At 66.5% G+C, this 3363-nt stretch carries 4 protein-coding genes; 3 read left to right on the top strand and 1 reads right to left on the bottom strand.

The features are described from left to right. Positions 1–1300: phosphoglucomutase (alpha-D-glucose-1,6-bisphosphate-dependent) (gene pgm / locus WAN71_RS01885; protein WP_422223705.1), on the bottom strand; the 1300-nt coding region annotated here is incomplete at its 3' end. 101 nt (positions 1301–1401) lie between these two features. Between pgm and crcB (WAN71_RS01880) the strand changes: the two genes are divergently transcribed. The 3 genes from crcB (WAN71_RS01880) to WAN71_RS01870 are packed head-to-tail and all read left to right on the top strand — an operon-like array spanning position 1402 to position 3294. Then, positions 1402–1797 carry a fluoride efflux transporter CrcB gene (gene crcB / locus WAN71_RS01880; protein WP_422223704.1) on the top strand — a complete coding sequence of 132 codons (396 nt, stop codon included), beginning with the start codon at positions 1402–1404 and terminating at the stop codon, positions 1795–1797. 49 nt (positions 1798–1846) lie between these two features. Further along, positions 1847–2209, top strand: a complete 363-nt coding sequence (gene crcB, locus WAN71_RS01875) for a fluoride efflux transporter CrcB (RefSeq protein WP_422223703.1) — start codon at positions 1847–1849, stop codon at positions 2207–2209. Next, the gene (locus WAN71_RS01870; protein ID WP_422223702.1) at positions 2206–3294 is read left to right on the top strand and encodes a DUF190 domain-containing protein; all 1089 of its coding nucleotides are present in this window, start codon (positions 2206–2208) and stop codon (positions 3292–3294) included. Before crcB (WAN71_RS01875) ends, WAN71_RS01870 begins: the two co-directional genes overlap by 4 nt. Positions 3295–3363: the final 69 nt, after the last annotated feature.

Here is a 3363-nt window from a genome sequence, read left to right as displayed (position 1 = left end):
CCTGATAGCGCTGCGACGGCGTGGCTTCGGTGACGGCCAGGATCTCGGCGGCTAGCAACGCCAGAATGATGCCGTCCTTGTCGGTGGTCCACACCGATCCGTCGCGCCGCAGGAACGACGCCCCCGCCGACTCTTCGCCGCCGAAACCGATGGTTCCGCCGATCAATCCGTCGACGAACCATTTGAACCCGACCGGCACCTCGACGAGCTTGCGGCCGATGCCGGCGACCACCCGGTCGATGATCGACGAACTGACCGCGGTCTTGCCGACCGCGATGCCGTCCGGCCACAACGGCCGGTGCGTGTAGAGGTAGTCGATGGCCACCGCCAGATAGTGATTCGGGTTCAGCAGCCCGGCGTCGGGAGTCACGATGCCGTGCCGGTCGGAGTCGGCGTCGTTGCCGGTGGCGATCTGATAGTGGTCACGATTGGCGATTAGGGACGCCATCGCGTCAGGCGAGCTGCAGTCCATCCGGATCTTGCCGTCGTGGTCGAGCGTCATGAATCGCCACGTCGCGTCGACCAGCGGATTGACCACGGTCAGATCCAGCCGGTGTCGCTCGGCGATCGCAGCCCAGTAGTCGACGCTGGCCCCGCCGAGCGGGTCGGCGCCGATCCGGACTCCGGCGTTGCGGATGATGTCGACATCGACCACGTTCGGCAAGTCGTCCACGTATGCGTCCATGTAGTCGTGGCGCTGGGCGCTCTGCAGCGCGCGGGCCAGCGACACCCGTTTCACCGCCTCGCCATTCCGGAGAATCTCGTTGGCACGCTTGGCGATTGCGTTTGTCGCGTCGGTTTCGGCCGGGCCGCCGTTGGGCGGGTTGTATTTGAAGCCGCCGTCATATGGTGGGTTGTGCGACGGCGTCACGACAATCCCGTCGGCCAGCGATTCGGTGCGGCCGCGGTTGTAGGTCAAGATCGCGTGGCTGACCGCCGGGGTCGGCGTGTACCGGTCAGCCGAATCGATCATGGCGACGACGTCGTTGGCGGCCAGCACCTCCAGCGCCGACACCCAGGCCGGCTCCGAGAGGCCGTGCGTATCACGGCCGATGAACAGCGGTCCGGTAGTGCCCTGCGCCCCGCGGTACTCGATGATGGCCTGGGTGATCGCCAGGATGTGCGCCTCGTTGAAAGCGCCGTTGAGCGCCGAGCCGCGGTGCCCTGACGTGCCGAACACCACCTGCTGAGCGACGTCCTCGGGATCCGGTTCGATCGAGTAATACGACGTGACGAGATGGGGCAGATCGACAAGGTCTTCGGGCTGCGCCAGCTGACCGGCACGCGGGTTGTCCACCATGGCTACCAATTCTGCCTGCGCTCGACTCCCCCTGGGGCTGCGTCAGTTGGAGTTCGGCCATACGCTGCGTAGCGCACCGGCAAACGAAGGGAATCAACCCAGTGGCACAACCCGACTACCGCGAGTTGGCCGCCGTGTTCGCCGGTGGCGCGCTAGGCACCTTGGCGCGCACCGGCCTAAGCAGCCTGATGGTCGCCGACCCGACGCGGTGGCCCTGGCCGACGTTCACCGTGAACATCGTCGGCGCCTTTTTGGTGGGCTACTTCACGACGCGGTTGCTGGAGCGGCTGCCGTTGTCGAGCTACCGCCGGCCCCTGCTCGGCACCGGGCTGTGCGGCGGGCTGACGACTTTTTCGACCATGCAAGTCGAGACGCTGAAGATGATCGAACAGCACTGCTACGGCCTGGCCGCCGGTTATACCTTCGCGAGCATCATGCTGGGGTTACTGGCGGTGTACCTGGCCACCGCGGTAGTGCGCCGGGTACCGGTCCGCTGATGCGCGCCGGCGACGATGCAGAGCGCAGCGATGAGGAGGAGCGGCGCTGATGGTGCTGGTCTGGGTTGGCGTATTGGTCGCCGGCGGCGTCGGGGCGGTGCTGCGGTTTCTGGTGGACGGCACGGTGGCCCGACGGGCGGCGCGGTCGTTTCCGTTCGGAACGCTGACGGTCAACGTCAGCGGCGCAGCAGTGCTCGGCCTGCTCGGCGGCCTGGCGTTGAGCAGGCACGCCGCGTTGCTCGCCGACACCGCGTTCATCGGCTCCTACACCACCTTCTCCACCTGGATGCTGGAAACCCAGCGGCTCGGTGAGGAGCGTCAGGTCCGCAGCGCCGCCGCCAACCTCGTCGCCAGCATCGTGCTAGGTATCGCCGCCGCGCTGCTCGGGCAGTGGATCGCGGGTCGGCTATGAACCAGCCATGCCTACTGCTGACCACCTACTTCGGTGAACGACAGCGCGTGGTCACCGATCACGCTCGGCGGCCGGGGTTCTTGGCCGACGCGATGCTGGATCTCTTCGACACCCGGGAACTCGCGACCAGCGTGATGCTGCGCGGCATCGCGAGTTTCGGGCTGCGGCACGTGCTGCGCACCGACGAGTCGTTGAGCTTGTCCGAGGACCCGCCGCTGGCGATCGCCGCGGTCGACGTCGAGTCGAAGATCAGCGCCTTGGTCGACGACGTCGTCGCGATGACCGGTCATGGCCTGGTGACACTGGAACGCGCACGGCTGGTCGGTGGCGACGACGTGCTCGACACCGACAACGGCGACTCCGTCAAACTCACCGTTTATGTGGGACGCCAGGAGCGCATCGGCGGGCTGCCCGCGTACCGCGCGGTGTGCGATCTGCTGCATCAGCACGGATTCTCCGGTGGTGCAGTCTTTTTGGGCGTCGACGGCACCGCGCACGGCGAGCGCTACCGGGCTCGTTTCTTCAGCCGCAACGTCAACGTTCCGCTGATGATCATCTCCATCGGGACGGCGGCGCAGGTTTCGGCTGCAGTCACCGAGCTCAGCGCCGCTGCGCCCAACCCGCTGCTGACCGTCGAGCGGGTGCGGTTGTGCAAACGCGGTGGTGAGCTATTCGCACGACCGCACCGGCTGCCGAGCACCGACGACCAACAACGGCCGCTGTGGCAGAAGCTGATGGTCCACACCAGCGAGGCCACCGGTCACGGCGGTGTGCCGATCCACCGCGCGCTCATTCACCGGCTGCTGGACTCCGGCATGGCGCGCGGCGCGACCGTGCTGCGTGGCATCTGGGGATTTCACGGTGACCATAAACCCCACGGCGACAAGCTTTTTCAGCTGACCCGACGGGTGCCCGTGGTCACCATCATCATCGACACCCCCGAGTGGATCGAGCGCAGCTTCGACATTGTCCACGAGTTGACGGCCGACCATGGAGTGGTCACCAGTGAAATGGTCCCGGCGGTGCTGTCCATCGCCGGGCCCGACCGCGACGGTGATACTCAGTTGGCACGTCACGACTATTGATCATCGCTACGCAGCAGCATTGCCAGTACCGCGGCTTGACTGCCTTGCACGTCGCGGGTGGACTGGTGT

The sequence above is a fragment of the Mycobacterium sp. genome (assembly GCF_049280035.1).
Classification (GTDB): Bacteria; Actinomycetota; Actinomycetes; order Mycobacteriales; family Mycobacteriaceae; genus Mycobacterium.
Note: the sequence above shows the minus strand (reverse complement) of the source record. Positions and strands in the feature narration are given on the sequence as shown.

Bases quoted from the DNA above. Each gene is read 5' to 3' on its own strand.
- crcB (WP_422223703.1), top strand. From the start codon at position 1,847: ATGGTGCTGGTCTGGGTTGGCGTATTGGTCGCCGGCGGCGTCGGGGCG.
- WAN71_RS01870 (WP_422223702.1), top strand. From the start codon at position 2,206: ATGAACCAGCCATGCCTACTGCTGACCACCTACTTCGGTGAACGACAG.